A 15504-nucleotide genomic window follows, 5' to 3' on the forward strand; every position below is an offset into this window, starting at 1 on the left:
CGAACTCCCTACCTATTTTTTTCCATTTTATTTTTTATCTTCAACCAATTAAACATACCAAAAATTGAGTTAAAAGTATACATACAATACATAACAAATATCGCATAATCACCACCAGCGTGCGTCCCTGCTCGGAACCATAACAAAATTGAAAAAATATTTCCTAGTAGCCAAAACACGAATTGCGATTGATAACGTTTAATCATCAATAACATCCCTGTCGCTGAAACACTGAACGTGATTGCATCTAATGTTTGTTGCGCATCATTTACAAAACCTAACAAAATATATGCAGCTACGCCAATGAGCAGCCACGTGAAAAAGGCATACAACCACTGAATACCTTTTAAAACTTTTACTTCGGTTACTTGACCCGAGCCATCCTCGCTAGCCCGAATCCAAGCATAAAGCCCTGTAATGTCCATAATAATATAGAAGCTTTGTAAAAGAACTTCCGCATATACCCGTGTCACTAACCCAAAATAGCCAATAATCACTGCACTGATTAACCCAAAAATGTAATTGCTGACTTTTCCTTGGGCAATTAAATTCACACAAATGATGCCGGCTAAACCACCTACTAACGTAATCCAATTCGATGGATTGATAGCAAATGCAATCAACTGTACCCCCACCATCAAAGCTAAAAACAAGTAACTTCTCGTTTCCCAACCTTTAAAATCATTCACCAAAAAATTCTTATTCACGACAAATTTCCGACCTTCCTAAAACCAAACTTTTCTCTGTTGACGTCTCAATAAGAGTACTCCGTTTTAAAAAACAAGTCAATCAGATTTCGGAATAAAAAGAAGATTTTAATACTATATATTGATTCGAAAAATATCGAAACACTACATATAGTTATTACGCAAGCTTTCTGATATCCTTTATTGCCACAATATTTTCTTCATCTTGTTTTAATCTTCTATGTATTCATGGATTTGTTTCCATCTAATAATTCCTGCAGCAGAACCCTTTACGACGGTAGCGCTCCAAATTAATGTTGTGAAAGCGGAAGCAACCGTACATATTTATGCTTCAAACACAGCCATCGTTCACTCTTTTTATTGAAATGCTTAAAAATTGACGGCCTTATTTCTCGAATCTGGCCACTTATTAACTTATTACATGAAAACATTCGCCTAAAAAAGCAAAAAAAAAAACGACTAACCTAAATAATCGACCTACAAACAATTCCTTTCATTTGTAGGTCGATTATCTTTATTAGGTTTGATACGGATGTTTCGCCATTCCTAGTTTCCCTTTACTGCTCATCTCTATTTATTTTTTTACTGTTTGCCAACAGCTCGTTGTCTGAAAGTACTATCCGTCCTTTTGTACTTTGTTCAAAGCTGTAAGCTTGCTCAAATAACGTTTGCTCTTTATTGGCAGTTTGTGTAAAAGTCAGCCCATAAGGTTGTCCTTCACTGTTTTTCGCCAAAGGAACAGTCAATTCAGGATATCCTGCCACGGCACTTAAACCCGTACCTTCAGAATCAATAAAGGCATATCCGTCTAATTGTTGTTTTTTTAGCAACGCATCAAACGTTTGCTGTGCTTTTTTAATGGTTGTTTGAATGATTTCTTTATCTGGTTGTTTCTTTTTAACATCTGCTTCTAATAAATCTTGCCCATACTTGGCACGAACCTTTTTATCTTGTTGATTATACGCAATTAATTCCTCCAGTGTTTTAAATGGTAAATCATAACGTTTCGCAAATTTTTCCAATGCAAACTTAAATTCATTGGAAATAACTGCCCCGCCATCAATCCCTTCCATATCTGGTGTTACCGGAATCACTTCTGCTCCTGCTTTTTGGAGGGCCTTTTTAGCAGCCCTAAATTCTTCTTCAGCACTTGGCATTTCTAGCAACCCAATGCGTTGACCTTGTAAGTTATTTTTAGTAAATTTCGTTGAATCAATGCTCGGAACCGTGTCTTTCTTAAACGCATTATAGCCTTGCGCAGCATCAACGACACTTCGGGCAATCGGGCCAACTGTATCTAATGACGGTGCCAATGGCAAAACACCTTCGCCACTTACTGAACTGTGGGTCGGTTTAAAACCAACCACTGATTGATGAGAAGCGGGGGAAACAATCGATCCCATCGTCTCAGTGCCTAAAGAGAAGGCGCCGATATTCATCGTCACACTAGCCCCACTCCCAGAACTTGAACCTGAAGGTGTTATTTTGAGCGGCCCATAAGGATTAAGTGTTTGTCCATGCTTGGAACTATAGCCACTTGGTGCTTTCATTGACATATAATTCGCTAGTTCAGATAAGTTTACTTTTCCTAAAACCAAAGCTTGCGCCTCTGTTAACTTCTTAACTACTTCCGCATCTTCCTTAGGCTTGAACGTGCGTAAGGCATAAGCTCCTGCACTCGAAATCATGTTGGTCGTATTTATATTTTCTTTCAAAGTCACAGGAATACCATACAAAGGCTTCTTCGGTGTTTGAGAGGCTTGCTGGTCAAATGCCTTGGCTTCCTTAATTGCTTGCGGATTGATTTCAGAGATGCTGTTCATGCCATTATCTATTTGATCGAACTGTAAAATACGGTCCAAATAAAACGCCGTAAGTTCTTCATAGGTCAATGTTCCGTTGGCAATCGCTTGCTGTAATTCAGTGATATTTTTTTCAATAATCAACGGTGCTTTGGTCCGAGCTTTTTGTACATCTGTTTCTTTTAATTGATCTTCAATCGTTTTAACGATTCTCTCTTGATTGTACATTGCTGGGGTTTCTGCCTCAGGAGTGAACTTTTTGAGTATAAACCAATACGCTGCAGCGCCTATTATGACTAACAAAACAGCAATTATTCCGATTACTTTTAAAAATTTAGACATTTTTATCCTCCTATACCATTTAAAGATTATCTTACTATGTTTATTTTTGCATGACAACTAACAGTTTTGTTCGTTAAAAAGACAAAATAGAGAGTAGGACATCCGTCAAAACGACCGATGTCCTACTCTCTAACGATTAAGATAGTCCGCTAAATGCGTTTGTTTTAGTCTTTTGTGAAAGTTAAATACTGAGAATTTATTGTGTAATTCGTGTACCACTTTCTCCTTTGATTGCTTCCGAAGCTAATTCTAAAAGCCCGATAATCGCCTGGCGGTTTGGTTTACTTTCTGCAAAACTGATGGCCGCTTCCACCTTAGGTAACATACTACCTGGCGCAAATTGATTTTCTTCTATATATTGTTGCATTGCCGTAACCGTAACATCAGTCAAAGCTTGTTGATTTGCTTGACCAAAGTTAACAAAAACATGTTCCACTGCAGTTAATACCACAAAAACATCTGCTTCAATGAGTTCAGCCATTTTTGCTGCCGCAAAGTCTTTATCAATGACTGCATCTACACCATGATAGACTGGACCATCATAGGCAATAGGAACCCCGCCACCACCACAAGCAATTACGATCTGTCCTGCATCAACAAGTGTTCGCAAGCTAACTTTTTCGTAAATATCAACTGGTTTTGGTGAAGGAACTACCCGTCGCCAGCCTCGACCCGCATCTTCTTGATAGACGTTCCCAGTTTCCGCCATCAACTGTTTGGCTGTTTCTTCGTCATAATAACCACCAATTGGTTTTGTTGGTTTTGTAAACGCTGGGTCTTTTGGATCCACCACGACTTGTGTAATTAACGTAACAACTGGTTGTTCCCCTAAATTTCTGGCTACTAGTTCTTCATCAATTGCTTGTTGTAAATGATAGCCAATATAGCCTTGGCTCATTGCTGTGCATTCAGGAAACGGCACGACATCTTCTGGAGATTGACTCGTTTCCTCAAAAGCTAAGCGAATTTTGCCAACTTGTGGCCCGTTGCCATGAGCAATCACCACTTGATGGCCTTGTTCAATTAAATCAACAATGGATTTTGCAGCGGTTTGTGCTTTTGCCAATTGTTCTTTCGAAGAATTTCCTAACGCATTTCCACCTAATGCAATCACTATTTTTGACATCTGTTTCCCTCCTAGCGCTTTGGTTCTTGTTGTGTGATACAGTGAATATTGCCGCCCCCATAAACAACTTCTACCGTATTAACGCCGACAATTTTTTTATCTGGGAACATTGTTTGAACTTGCTCTAAAGCCAAACAATCATTTTCATCACCATACTGTGGCACAATCACGCCATCATTTGTAATTAAAAAGTTCATATAGGATGCGATACAAATATCGCCGTCTTCTCGTGGCATGGTTCCTTCCACGAAATCAATTTTGAAGGAGCCTTGAATGGTTACATTTTTGACAGGACAGCATAATTTGTGGACTTTTAATTGGCGTCCTTTAGCATCAGTCATTTTAAGCAAACGTTGATACGCATCTTGTGCCGCTTCATAAAATGGGCTATTTTGATCTTCGGTGTAAATACAAGCCACTTCACCAGGTGCAATAAAACAAGCTACATCATCCACATGACCATTGGTTTCTTCTGGGTCAATTCCATCACCTAGCCAAAGAACTTTTTCAACATTTAAATAGTCGCATAATTTTTGTTCGATTGCTTCTTTTGAAAGTTGTGGATTTCGACCTTCACTTAATAAGCACATTTCTGTAGTCAAGACTGTTCCTTGTCCATCTACGTGGAATGAACCGCCTTCTAAAACAAAATCATCTGTACGATAAGAATCTACATGCTCAATTTCACAAATTTTTTGTGCAACCAAATCGTCTTGGTCCCAAGGGAAATATAAACCATCTACTAATCCCCCCCAAGCATTGAATGTCCAATCCACACCACGGATTTCTCCATGGTCGTTAATGACAAATGATGGTCCACAATCACGGACCCAGGCATCATTGTTTGACATTTCGTAAACCGTAATTTCTGGCGGCAATTGGCGACGGCAATTTTGAAATTGTTGTTGAGAAACCACCACATTCATCGGTGTAAACTGACTAATTGCTTTGGCCACATTAGTAAAAGCTTCTTGGACAGGTTTACCACCATCACGCCAATTATCCGGTCTTTCTGGCCAAATCATCCAAACTTTCTCTTGTGGTTCAAATTCTCCTGGCATTCTAAAGCCATCTTGTTTAGGGGTATTTCCTACAATTCGTTTAGCCATTTTCTTTCGTTCCCTTCTTAATTTTTTTCACGTAAATAATTACTTCACCAAACAGAATAAAAATGATTGCCCCAATTGTGATTGGTAATTTTTCATTTAATGCTGCGGGACTAAAATCTAAAGGCACTGCTGTGAAAATCAGTGAAATAATAATCATAATCATTGGCAAAACCACTAAAACTTTTAAAAATCCTGGTTTTCCGTTAACTTTAAACGGACGTGGTGTATCGGGATCAATTTTTCTAAGCTTATAAAAAGCTGGGAAAACTGGGATATACGATAACAAGAATAGGACGACATTCAAGGAGAAAAAGGCCCAGAATAAATCTTGATTAGGTAAAATTGGTGCTAATACAATGACCACCGATGCCACAATGCCATTCATCAAAGCAGCCCCAATTGGCATGTCATTTTTCTTACTACGTTTTTCAAAAAATTTAGGCATGTCACCATTTTCAGCAGCATAACAAGCTGTATTATTGACTCCTAATGACCAAGAAATCATGTTTCCGAACAACGTAAGAAGGAATAGGAAAGCCATCAACATAATGAACCAACCTTCTGTCGAGCCTGTCAATAGTTTAAAGCTATCCATCATACCACTGCCGGTACTAATTTGATCGGTGGGAATCGCTACCCCAATTCCAAAGGCTGAAAAAATATAAATGGCCGCAATGACTAACCCCGCTGCTACAATAGCTTGTGGAATTTGCTTCTTAGGGTTTTCCATATCATCTGCAAACGTACAGATGACTTCAAACCCTAACAAATTAAAAATGATTACAGAAATAAAAGATAAACTCCTTAAGTCAAACGTTGGCAGCATTGATTTCAAGGTAAATTCATTGGCAACACCTTTCGTCAAGGCTACATACAATCCTAGCCCACCAATTAAGACAGCTAAAACCATCTTGATTACGGCAGCTCCATTTAGAATCCAGATACTGTCGCTGACTGGATAAAAACTAATCCAAACCACAATCCAAGTAAAAATTAATTCAACAATAATCATCATCGGTGTTGAAAACTTAATACCTGTAATTGTCGTTAATAGTTCTGGCGTCATAACGGCTAATGAAGCTAGCCACAATGGATAATTAATCCAATAATACCAAGAAACTCTGGCACCCCAACGATGACCATATGCTTTGGTCACCCAATCATAGATGCCCCCTTCACCAATATAAGTTGTTCCTAATTCTGATGAAATTAACCCATATGGCAATAGGAATGCAATTAATAAGAAAATCCACCAAAAAAACTGAGAATTACCAATTGCAGCAACAGGCGCCGCTGCTTCAGCAACGAAAACCACACAGATCACTGATAAAATGGCACTCGTTAAACTAAATTTCTTTTTCCCCTCCATGAAGACTCTTCCTCTCTTTATAAACTGTCCACTGATTCATTTTTTCAATCAGTGGACAGTTGGCCGTTAAATGCTTTGAGTGTCTAAGAAAACTTCTAGTTCTTTTTTCGCTTCTGCTTGCTTGATTAAATCATAAGGATTTTTTGCTTCATAATCATTCATAAGATATACTAATAAGCCACGAATAGATGTTAAACGGTTTTCTGCTTCATCGAAACAAATAGAATTTTTACCGTCAATTACTTCATCAGTTACTTCTTCCCCACGTGTTGCTGGTAAACAGTGCATGAATTTACAATTGGCACCTGCCCGATCCATCATTTCTTGATTCACTTGATATTTTGGATAGAAAACCTTCATACGTTCTTCTTCAGATAATTCCGCTTCGTACAAGCCATACCAAACATCCGTGTACAAGAAATCAGCGCCTTCAACAGAACTTGCATCATCTGTGACCAAAAAGCTACCGCCTGAAACTTCACAATTTTTTGCTAATTTCGCTTGATGCTCTTCATTTAATTGGAAGCCTTCTGGACCGAAGTGAACAAAATTCATGCCCATTTTTGTTGTGATTAATCCTAAAGAAAAACAAACTTGTGTCGCATCTCCGACAAAGACAACTTTACAATCTTCTAATTTTTTGCCTTCTGGTAAATGCTCAACCATGGTACACAAATCACCTAATTCTTGGGTTGGATGATTGTAATCAGACATACCGTTAATGACTGGGATGGTAGCACAATTAGCTAAATCAACAATACTATGGTGACGTTCCACACGAGCCATCAAAATATCTACTAAACGTGACAATACACGGCTGGTATCTTCAATCGTTTCATGTCCCCCTAATTGAATTTGACCAGGTGCTAAATATTCGCCATGTCCGCCTAATTGTTCCATTGCAGTTTCAAAAGATACTCGTGTTCGAGTTGAAGATTGTTGGAAAATCATTCCTAAAGATTTGTTTTTTAACAGTTGCGGATAATACCCATTTTTAATCGCTTCTTTAATTTTTAATGATAAATCGACTAAGTAGTGCATTTCCTCTTTCGTATATGTTTCTGTTGTAACGTAATCTCTTTTCATGATGTGTTCCTCCTAAAAGTTGTTTTTGTTTACACATTGACTTTACCAAGTTTAGCGAAGAGTTTACTATCCACCAAAAGTTAGAAAACGCTTTCTTTTTCGGCGTAATTTTTCATTAAAAAAAGTTTATTTATGGTTATAAACCGTTGGTACACCAGGGGTTTATAAAAGTTTAGGCGGATTTCTCTCTAATTTCTGACCAATCATAGATTTGAAAATGGTATAATTATTTTGAAAAATCATTCACTTAAAATAAAAGATGAAAGGGGTTTCCAATCGTGACATTTGTTTTTATTTATAACATCTTGTTGATTATTTTATATTCGTTTACTTCAACCTTTACCTTAAATCTTTACTTGAAAAATAAACAACCGATTTTTTTATTGCTTCTCTTTTTAATGGTTATTTTTATTTGTGACAATGTGATTGTTTATATGACTGAGTTCATTAATTCGTTTGCAACCGAATATAATCAGACCTTTATGACCGCACCTTTTTTAAAGACCATCATTTTTATTTGTTGTAATTTTGCCTATCTGGCTATTATCAATACTATTAGTGGTCGTCCTTTTAAAAATTATCAATTTGTCTGGTTATTTTTAATTGGTTTATGGATGCTAGCTATTCCATTTTCACAAAATTCCGCCTTAAAAGTTTGGTTGTACTATTTACCCAATCAGCTATTTTTAATTTACCTTGGATGCTATGCGCTCTATCAATTACGAATAGATCCTTTATCAGCCCTTGCGAAAAAATATCTTCGTTTTATTGGTTGGCTAAGCATTGGTTTCGGTGTGGCGATTCTTTTGGAAGATACCTTCGTTATTTTTAACATTGACCAATATTCTGATATTGTCTTTAAAATTAACAACCGAAACGTTTCTGAAGATATTTATACAATCATTCTCTCGATCGCCATTATCTACTTCTGTAATCGTGATTTTCCTCTGTCGGTTCTTGAAAAAGACGCTGCTAAATTGGAAGAAAATCAATCAGATGAACCCGTACTTTTGGCGCCTTTTTGTGATGCCTATCAATTAACGCAGCGAGAACGAGAAGTGCTTTCGTTACTTTTAGAGTGCAAAACAAATCAAGATATAGCCAACGAACTATTCCTATCAATCGGGACAGTAAAAACACATATCCACAATATTTTCGTTAAATTAGAAGTAAACAAAAGAGCAGAAGTTTTTGTCAGTTATCAACTTTTTTCTCAACAACAAACTGAACATTTAGCGAGATAATCAAAAAGGAAGCCTCCGTGATCGGTGGCTTCCTTTTTGATTATCTATTTTCTTGTACTTGTCGAACTCTCTTTTCAATTTCTTGAAAGTTAATAATTTTAGCTTGGCGATGAATTTCTTTTCCTTCATAGTATAAGATAATGGTCGGTGCAGAAAAAGCATTTAATTGTCCAATTATTTCTGGACTTTTATCAGCTTCTGCAATGTATGTAGGAAATTCATATTTTGTTGCAATTTTTTCGACAATCGGTTTATCAACTGTACAAACACTACAATTTTTTGCTGTCAAAAAGACGGCTTGTAGACGATTGTCTGTAATTTTTTCTTCTAATTCTTCTAATGTTGTTACATATTCCACTGAATAGCCCTCCTTGTCTTTTGTCTAAAATAACAGATTTACTAGCAAAATAACAACTTATTTGTTTGGCTAGGAATGCTTTAACAAAAAAGTTGAGCGTGGGACAAAAATCACTTTGGATTTTTGCTCCACGCTCAAAAACTGATAAACGGCGGGAACAAAAGCAACTCCTTCGGAAATAAGCCGGAATTCTCCAAAAATTACAGAACAATTTTCGGAAATTCCTTCTTATTTCTCGGAGTTAAACGCTTCTGTCCCGACCTCAACTTTTTACTGATAACCGCTTATTTATTAAAAATTTTAGGCCCTTTGCGCATGTTTTTACGATCATTTTTGGGAGTTTCCATTTTTTTAGAACGGCCACCACCTTGTTTCTTTTTAATTAATTCTAACATTTTTTCTTTTTCATTCATTTAATCCACCGCCTTTGTTAATAACGTGACAGATTCAATGTGGGTCGTTTGTGGGAAATTATCCACTGGTTGAATTTCTTTTGCTTCATAGCCACCTTCTGTTAATAATGCAATGTCGCGAGCGAGTGTGGCTGGATTACAGCTGACATAAACAATTCGTTCAGGTTGCGTTTCAATTAATGTGTTTACTAATTGACCATCTAACCCTTTCCGTGGTGGATCCACCACCACAACATCTGGTTGCAAGCCATTTTCAACTAATTTTGGCAATAATTCTTCCGCTAAACCAGCCGTGAAAGTGGCATTCTCAATGTTGTTTAATTTAGCATTATTTTCTGCATCTTTGACCGCTTCTTCAATTACTTCAATACCGTAAACTTGCTTTGCATCTTGGGCTAAAGTTAAGCCAATCGTTCCAATCCCGCAATAGGCATCCACCACAATTTCATTGCCTGTTAAAGCCGCATACTCTTTAACTTTTTGATACATCACTTCTGTTTGTTGTGGATTTACTTGATAAAATGAACGCGCGGAAATTTCAAATTTCAAATCAAAAATAGTATCTGTAATTTTTTCAGACCCATGTAATAAGATGGTTTCGTCGCCAAAAATGACATTGGTTCGTTTTGGATTTACATTTTGTACAATGCTGACTACTTCCGGAATAGCTTCCAAAATATCTGGCACAATTTTACTAATTGGGAATAATTTCGGTGTTCTCGTAATTAGAACAACCATCATCTCCCCAGTATGGTAGCCACGACGAACGACAATATGGCGTAAGTTCCCTGTATTATCAGATTCGTTATAAGGTTTTACGCTATATTTACGCATAATGTCACGGATTTTAACAATTGCTGCATCAATTTCTGGGTCTTGAATATAAAAATGTTCCATTGGAATTAAATCATGGCTATTTTTCCGGAAAAAACCTGTTTGTAGTTGGTTGTCAATTTTACGCACGGGAATTTGTGCTTTGTTCCGGTAATGCCACGGATCGTTCATCCCAATTGTTGGTAAAACAGGGACTTCTGGCAATTTAGCGACACGTTGCATAACATTTTCGACTTGTTGCGTTTTAAATGATAGTTGGGCGCCGTACGCTAAATGTTGCAACGGACTAATCCCGACTTTTGTAAAGTTTTCATCTTTCACGGGCACACGCTGTTCACTGCTTTTTAGGACAGTCAATACTTTCCCATAACCAAAACTTTTGCCTGTTTTTAAGACTTTGATTTCAAGTTTTTCACCTGGTAAGGCATTTTCAATAAACAATGGATAATGGTCCACTTTTGCCACGCCTAAACCTTCATGCGTCAAGTCAATGATTTCTACTTCAATGACGTCATTTTTCTTTACTGGATAATTTTTCATAAGTCGCTCCTTCTTTTTATACACTTCACTCATTCTAATGAAAATACCTAAGAAAAGCAACAACGAATTTTCATGGCGATTTAGCAATTCCGTTTGAGCTTTTTGGGTAAATAAAAGAATGAGACCCTTTCCCTTAGTCAAAAAATAGCCAATGAAAGATCTTATCAACTAAATCTTTCATTAGCTATTCACGGACTACCTAGTGCTTTTCTTTTTCGGCAATCTTTCCATCGCCATCAATATCTTCGTCTGTTAGTCGTTCAACTTCTTTGACAAATTCTTTGCTGGCTTCGTTATATGCTTCTTCCTCTTCGTCTTCTGATTCTACGACAATCTCATCGCTACCAGTTAAGACAGAACCCATAATTGCATTGGACGGCAGTGCATCACCATTTGCAAAAATTTCAATGTGTTGATGCATATTTTTAAAGGTCATTGGAGCATCGCCTCCATATTCACCATCTAAATTAATCATCATTTTATTGTTCTTTTCTAACGTTTCTGCATGTAAATAGCTGGTCTTTGTATAGATTAGTCGATGATCTTCAACATGCTTTCCACCATTTAACATTAACGCAACTAAATGAAGAATCTCAAAAATATTGGCTGTTTTTACAATGATTAATGAAAACTTACCATCATCTAATTTAGCATCTGGTACGATTTGCTCGAAACCACCCACCGAGTTAGTCAGCCCTAGGAAAAACATTGATGCGTTGCCTTCGTACACACCTTCATCATATGTCATGCGCATTTTAATCGGCTTCACTCGCGGCAACATTTCGGCTCCTTTGGCTAAGTACGCTAAGTAACCAAAAATACTTTTCAACTCTGACGGAACTTCATAAGTCAGTTCCGTTAAATGACCACCCGCCGCAATATTGATAAAGTAATTTTTGCCGGCTTGGCCAATATCCATTTTGACAGTTTGATTTTTTTTAATCACTTCTGCTGCCTTAACGATATTATCACGAGGAATCTTCAAGGCCCGTGCATAGTCATTCGTCGTTCCAGCAGGAATAATGGCCATTTTAGGGCGCCGCTTCAACGGAGCAATCCCATTCACGACTTCATTAATGGTCCCATCTCCACCTGCTGCTACTAGTAAATCAAATCCTGCACGCGCAGCACGATGTGCTTCATTGCGTGCTGAATTTTCTTCTGGTGTGGTCGCAAATGCACTGGCTTCATAACCACATTCTTCTAAAATAGATAAAATATCGGCTAAGTTCTTTTTAACTAACTCTTTTCCTGACGTTGGATTATAAATCACTCTAGCTTTTTTCATGGTTTGCCTGCTACTTTCTTATCGTTTTGAAAGCTCTTCTTGCAATAACTTGTTAACCACACCTGGGTTTGCTTGTCCACGAGTTGCTTTCATAATTTGTCCAACAAGGAAACCAACTGCACGGTCTTTTCCGTTTTTAAAGTCATCAATTGATTGTTGGTTGTTGTCTAAAACTTCGTTAATCATTGGTAATAATTGCGCTGGATCAGATAATTGAACAAGGCCTTTTGCTTCGACAACTTCTTTAGCGTCTCCACCGTTTTCAATTAACTCTTTGAACACTTTCTTCGCAATTTTCGAGCTGATTGTGCCATCGTTAATCAAAGTAATCATACCCGCTAGATTTTCTGGTGTTAGTTTAGTATCGGCTAATTCAACTTTTTCACTGTTTAAGTAAGCAGAAACTTCGCCCATTAACCAGTTTGATGCTTGTTTCGCATCTGCACCGTTTGCTAAGGTTGCTTCAAAGAAATCTGACATTTCTTTCGTTAAAGTCAAGACCATTGCGTCGTATTCAGGTAACCCTAATTCACTGATATAACGGGCACGACGTGAGGCTGGCATTTCTGGCAAACTAGCGCGAACTTTTTCAATCCATTCATCATCAATTGAAAAACGAGGAACATCTGGCTCTGGGAAGTAACGGTAGTCACTTGAGCCTTCTTTAACACGCATAAGCAACGTTGTACTAGTTGCTTCATCAAAGCGGCGTGTTTCTTGTTGAATTTCGCCACCAGATAATAGGACTTTGGCCTGGCGTTTTTCTTCATAAGCTAAACCTTTTTTTACAAAGTTCATAGAGTTCAAGTTCTTTAATTCCGCTTTAGTACCAAATTCTTCTTGACCATACGGACGTAAAGAAATATTGGCATCACAACGCATAGAACCTTCTTCCATTTTCACATCAGAAACTTCTGTAAATTGGATAATTGAACGCAACGCTTCTAAATAAGCATACGCTTCTTCTGGTGAGCGCATGTCTGCTTCAGAAACGATTTCAATTAAAGGCGTACCTTGACGATTCAAGTCTACATAAGAATAGCCATCTGTGCCGTGAATATTTTTCCCAGCATCTTCTTCTAAATGCACCCGTTCAATGCGAATTTTTTTCTTTTTGCCTTCGACTTCAATTTCAATCCAACCATCATGTCCGATTGGTTGATCAAATTGAGAAATTTGGTATGCTTTCGGGTTATCTGGGTAAAAATAGTTTTTACGGTCAAAATGTGTTTCTTTTGAAATTTCACAGTTCAAGGCAAGTGCTGCTTTCATACCAAATTCTAAGGCACCTTTATTCATGACAGGCAAAACACCTGGGTAACTCCAGTCAACCACATTTGTGTTGCTATTTGGTTCTGCTCCGAAATGCGCTGGCGCAGAGGAGAAAATTTTAGAGTTGGTTTTCAATTCTACGTGGACTTCTAATCCAATGACAGTTTCAAAGTTCATTAATCGTTCCCCCCTAAAATGACTGGTTTTTTCGTATGGAAATCTGTCGCTTGTTCAAAAGCATAGGCTGCTTTATACATTGTATGTTCGTCAAAATGTTTTCCAATAATTTGTAAACCAACTGGCAAGCCTTCTGAGAAGCCTGCTGGAATGGACATGCCTGGTAGTCCTGCTAAGTTGACAGGAATGGTTAAAATATCATTCATATACATTGTGATTGGATCATTGATGTTTTCCCCTAGACCAAAGGCAACTGTTGGTGTGGATGGGCCAATGATTAAGTCATAATCCGCAAAGACATTCTCAAAATCTTGTTTGATTAGTGTACGGACTTGACCAGCCTTTTTAAAGTGCGCATCATAATAACCAGCACTTAAAGAGAAGGTTCCTAACATAATCCGACGTTTAACTTCTGTTCCGAAACCTTCAGAACGTGAATTAACATAGACATCTTCTAAGTTTTGTACATTGTCTGAACGGTACCCGTAACGAATGCCATCAAAGCGTTGTAAGTTTGAACTTGCTTCTGAAGAGGCAATAATATAATAAACCGCTACGCCGTACTTAGAATGTGGCAAACTAACTTCTTCCACCGTTGCTCCTAAAGATTTAAATGTTTCTGCTGCTTTTAATACCGCTTCACGAACATCAGGTTGTACCCCTTCACCTAAGTATTCTTTTGGCAAAGCAATTTTCATGCCTTTGATGTCGCCAGTTAAATCTGCCGTAAAATCAGGAACAGAAACGCCTGCAGAAGTGCCGTCTTTTTCGTCATAACCACTAATTGCGTTTAAAGCTAAGGCATTGTCTTTAACATTTCGTGTCAATGGACCAATTTGGTCTAAACTTGAAGCAAAAGCAATCAAACCAAAACGAGACACACGTCCATAAGTTGGTTTTAGGCCCACAATACCGTTGAATGCGGCTGGTTGGCGGATACTGCCACCTGTATCGCTCCCTAAAGAAACTGGGACTTGTCCGGCTGCGACAGCAGAAGCTGAACCACCAGAAGAACCGCCAGGAACTTTGGTTTGATCCCAAGCATTTTTTGTTTTCTTGAAGTAAGACGTTTCCGTACTTCCGCCCATGGCAAATTCATCCATGTTCAATTTTCCGACTGGAATCATATCTGCTTGATAGACTTTATCCATCACGGTCGCATCATAAATTGGGTCAAAATTGTGTAACATTTTTGAGCCAGCTGTTGTTAAAATATCTTTTGTGACAATGTTGTCTTTAATCCCAATTGGAATCCCAGCTAATGGATTACTTTCAGTGATGCCTTTTAAGTCAATCGCTTTGGCTAATGCCATTGCTTTTTCTTCACTAACTGTAATAAAAGAACCTAGTTGTTCTTCTGTATCTTGAATACGATTTAATGTTTCTTCGGTTAAATCAACTGCTGTGATTTCTTTTGAAACCAATAAATCATGTAACTCTGTTAACGATTTGTCGTATAATTTTTCCATTAGGCTCCTGCCTCCCCGTTATCCATAATTGCAGGCACTTTAATGTAACCATTCTCTGATTCCGGAACATTCCGCATTAATTCTTTACGGTCCATTCCTGGTGTCGCTACGTCTTCACGCATGACATTGATTGATTCATTCACATTTGAAGTAAAAGGAACCCCGGTTGTATCTACTTCTTCTAGTAATTCCACCATATCAATAATTTTATCTAGTTGATTGGTAAAGTCCGCTAATTCTTCTTCGGAGAAAGATAATTTTGATAATTTAGCGACATGTTTGACTTGTTCTTCTGTAATTGCCATAGATACCCTTCTTTCTATCATTTACTGAAATTTTCATTTTCAGATTAATCAATTGGATTGTAT

The 15504-nt window shown here is 37.6% G+C and carries 14 protein-coding genes; 1 reads left to right on the top strand and 13 read right to left on the bottom strand.

Translation table 11 applies throughout. The features are described from left to right. Positions 1–8: 8 nt before the first annotated feature. The 6 genes from pnuC to ptcA form a co-directional block, all read right to left on the bottom strand. Positions 9–707 carry a nicotinamide riboside transporter PnuC gene (gene pnuC, locus IGL80_RS11285; protein WP_002358712.1) on the bottom strand — a complete coding sequence of 233 codons (699 nt, stop codon included), beginning with the start codon at positions 705–707 and terminating at the stop codon, positions 9–11. Between the two features lie 557 nt (positions 708–1264). Then, positions 1265–2851, bottom strand: a complete 1587-nt coding sequence (locus IGL80_RS11290; RefSeq protein ID WP_002358711.1) for an amidase family protein — start codon at positions 2849–2851, stop codon at positions 1265–1267. Positions 2852–3047: 196 nt separating this feature from the next. Then, the gene (gene arcC, locus IGL80_RS11295; protein WP_002355590.1) at positions 3048–3977 is read right to left on the bottom strand and encodes a carbamate kinase; all 930 of its coding nucleotides are present in this window, start codon (positions 3975–3977) and stop codon (positions 3048–3050) included. 11 nt (positions 3978–3988) lie between these two features. Continuing rightward, positions 3989–5086 carry an agmatine deiminase gene (gene aguA / locus IGL80_RS11300; RefSeq protein WP_002358710.1) on the bottom strand — a complete coding sequence of 366 codons (1098 nt, stop codon included), beginning with the start codon at positions 5084–5086 and terminating at the stop codon, positions 3989–3991. Then, positions 5079–6455, bottom strand: a complete 1377-nt coding sequence (locus IGL80_RS11305; protein WP_002355588.1) for an APC family permease — start codon at positions 6453–6455, stop codon at positions 5079–5081. Before IGL80_RS11305 ends, aguA begins: the two co-directional genes overlap by 8 nt. A 66-nt stretch (positions 6456–6521) precedes the next feature. Then, positions 6522–7541, bottom strand: a complete 1020-nt coding sequence (gene ptcA / locus IGL80_RS11310) for a putrescine carbamoyltransferase (RefSeq protein WP_002355587.1) — start codon at positions 7539–7541, stop codon at positions 6522–6524. 398 nt (positions 7542–7939) lie between these two features. Between ptcA and IGL80_RS11315 the strand changes: the two genes are divergently transcribed. After that, the gene (locus IGL80_RS11315) at positions 7940–8785 is read left to right on the top strand and encodes a helix-turn-helix domain-containing protein (RefSeq protein WP_002392183.1); all 846 of its coding nucleotides are present in this window, start codon (positions 7940–7942) and stop codon (positions 8783–8785) included. 40 nt (positions 8786–8825) lie between these two features. On the opposite strand, the gene IGL80_RS11320 is transcribed toward IGL80_RS11315, so the two are convergent. From IGL80_RS11320 to gatC, 7 genes are all read right to left on the bottom strand, one after another. Next, positions 8826–9143, bottom strand: coding sequence for a thioredoxin family protein (locus IGL80_RS11320; RefSeq protein WP_002358707.1), 318 nt, complete (start codon positions 9141–9143; stop codon positions 8826–8828). A 284-nt stretch (positions 9144–9427) separates the two neighbouring features. Then, positions 9428–9556 (bottom strand): hypothetical protein, encoded by a 129-nt coding sequence (locus IGL80_RS11325; protein ID WP_002355577.1) that lies wholly within the window; start codon positions 9554–9556, stop codon positions 9428–9430. Then, positions 9557–10930, bottom strand: coding sequence for a 23S rRNA (uracil(1939)-C(5))-methyltransferase RlmD (rlmD, locus tag IGL80_RS11330; protein WP_002355574.1), 1374 nt, complete (start codon positions 10928–10930; stop codon positions 9557–9559). 199 nt (positions 10931–11129) lie between these two features. Then, complete coding sequence (locus tag IGL80_RS11335; RefSeq protein WP_002383001.1) at positions 11130–12218, bottom strand: diacylglycerol kinase; 1089 nt, start codon at positions 12216–12218, stop codon at positions 11130–11132. An 18-nt stretch (positions 12219–12236) separates the two neighbouring features. Continuing rightward, complete coding sequence (gatB, locus tag IGL80_RS11340) at positions 12237–13667, bottom strand: Asp-tRNA(Asn)/Glu-tRNA(Gln) amidotransferase subunit GatB (protein WP_002358703.1); 1431 nt, start codon at positions 13665–13667, stop codon at positions 12237–12239. Further along, positions 13667–15136, bottom strand: coding sequence for an Asp-tRNA(Asn)/Glu-tRNA(Gln) amidotransferase subunit GatA (gene gatA, locus IGL80_RS11345; protein ID WP_002358701.1), 1470 nt, complete (start codon positions 15134–15136; stop codon positions 13667–13669). Before gatA ends, gatB begins: the two co-directional genes overlap by 1 nt. Continuing rightward, a complete protein-coding gene (gene gatC / locus IGL80_RS11350; protein WP_002355569.1) occupies positions 15136–15441 on the bottom strand; it encodes an Asp-tRNA(Asn)/Glu-tRNA(Gln) amidotransferase subunit GatC in 306 nt (101 codons plus the stop codon). The genes gatA and gatC overlap by 1 nt, the downstream gene beginning before the upstream one ends. Between the last annotated feature and the right edge of the window lie 63 nt (positions 15442–15504).

The sequence above is a fragment of the Enterococcus sp. DIV2467a genome (genome assembly GCF_050532945.1).
Taxonomy (GTDB): Bacteria; Bacillota; Bacilli; order Lactobacillales; family Enterococcaceae; genus Enterococcus; species Enterococcus faecalis.

Excerpts from the sequence above, each read along its gene's own strand:
- IGL80_RS11290 (WP_002358711.1), bottom strand. The coding sequence starts at position 2,851 with ATGTCTAAATTTTTAAAAGTAATCGGAATAATTGCTGTTTTGTTAGTC.
- arcC (WP_002355590.1), bottom strand. The coding sequence starts at position 3,977 with ATGTCAAAAATAGTGATTGCATTAGGTGGAAATGCGTTAGGAAATTCT.
- aguA (WP_002358710.1), bottom strand. The coding sequence starts at position 5,086 with ATGGCTAAACGAATTGTAGGAAATACCCCTAAACAAGATGGCTTTAGA.
- IGL80_RS11305 (WP_002355588.1), bottom strand. The coding sequence starts at position 6,455 with ATGGAGGGGAAAAAGAAATTTAGTTTAACGAGTGCCATTTTATCAGTG.
- ptcA (WP_002355587.1), bottom strand. The coding sequence starts at position 7,541 with ATGAAAAGAGATTACGTTACAACAGAAACATATACGAAAGAGGAAATG.
- IGL80_RS11315 (WP_002392183.1), top strand. The coding sequence starts at position 7,940 with ATGGTTATTTTTATTTGTGACAATGTGATTGTTTATATGACTGAGTTC.
- IGL80_RS11325 (WP_002355577.1), bottom strand. The coding sequence starts at position 9,556 with ATGAATGAAAAAGAAAAAATGTTAGAATTAATTAAAAAGAAACAAGGT.
- rlmD (WP_002355574.1), bottom strand. The coding sequence starts at position 10,930 with ATGAAAAATTATCCAGTAAAGAAAAATGACGTCATTGAAGTAGAAATC.
- IGL80_RS11335 (WP_002383001.1), bottom strand. The coding sequence starts at position 12,218 with ATGAAAAAAGCTAGAGTGATTTATAATCCAACGTCAGGAAAAGAGTTA.
- gatB (WP_002358703.1), bottom strand. The coding sequence starts at position 13,667 with ATGAACTTTGAAACTGTCATTGGATTAGAAGTCCACGTAGAATTGAAA.
- gatA (WP_002358701.1), bottom strand. The coding sequence starts at position 15,136 with ATGGAAAAATTATACGACAAATCGTTAACAGAGTTACATGATTTATTG.
- gatC (WP_002355569.1), bottom strand. The coding sequence starts at position 15,441 with ATGGCAATTACAGAAGAACAAGTCAAACATGTCGCTAAATTATCAAAA.